Here is a 633-nt window from a genome sequence, read left to right on the forward strand (position 1 = left end):
CCCCCTCTTCCCCCCCCCCCCCCCCCCCCCACACCTCCCCATGTCGTGGTTCGTCGGCAGCGTCAGATGTGTATAAGAGACAGGGCTAGTATTCCGTTTTTTGTAATGGCAAGGTTTATCGAGTTGCCATTAGATAAAATCAATCTGGCATTATTCCCCCCAGGAGGAATGCTGTTTTCTTTTTTGTTTACAACAAATAAGCCTTTGTTAGGGGTAAGGCGGGCATTTTTTTCCACAAGAAGCGCCACTGTAAAGATTATGATAAGCACTGCCGCAACTATGCCTACATACCGAAAGTAATTGATCTTATGCTTCGGCTCGATCTCAGCCATAATATGGTTAAGTAGCTCCTGTCTATTAGTTTCTAATTCATGGTCGCTGATCTCTGAATCGATGGCTTTTTGGACATAATCCAAATACCAGCTTTCTACCAAAGCCTTTTCTTCTTCGGATACATCGCCTTGAGCGTATCTGCTTAATAAATCTGCTGCGTTTTTTTTTGACAAAGCTTAAAAAGGGACAATAAGCCCATAATATGCAATATGCGATTAAAAAGGTTGGAGGGAAAAGATGAATAAGAAAAAAAACAAAAAATGCATATTGACAACTAACAACAAAAAAAGAATTATCTAA

General features: G+C 40.9%; 1 protein-coding gene. It reads left to right on the forward strand.

All coding sequences use genetic code 11. The features are described from left to right. On the forward strand, positions 1-300 hold a 300-nt coding region (locus tag JHD69_RS20075; protein ID WP_199142110.1), incomplete at its 5' end, for a hypothetical protein. Between the last annotated feature and the right edge of the window lie 333 nt (positions 301-633).

The organism is Pedobacter sp. ASV12 (genome assembly GCF_016429155.1).
Classification (GTDB): domain Bacteria; phylum Bacteroidota; class Bacteroidia; order Sphingobacteriales; family Sphingobacteriaceae; genus Pedobacter.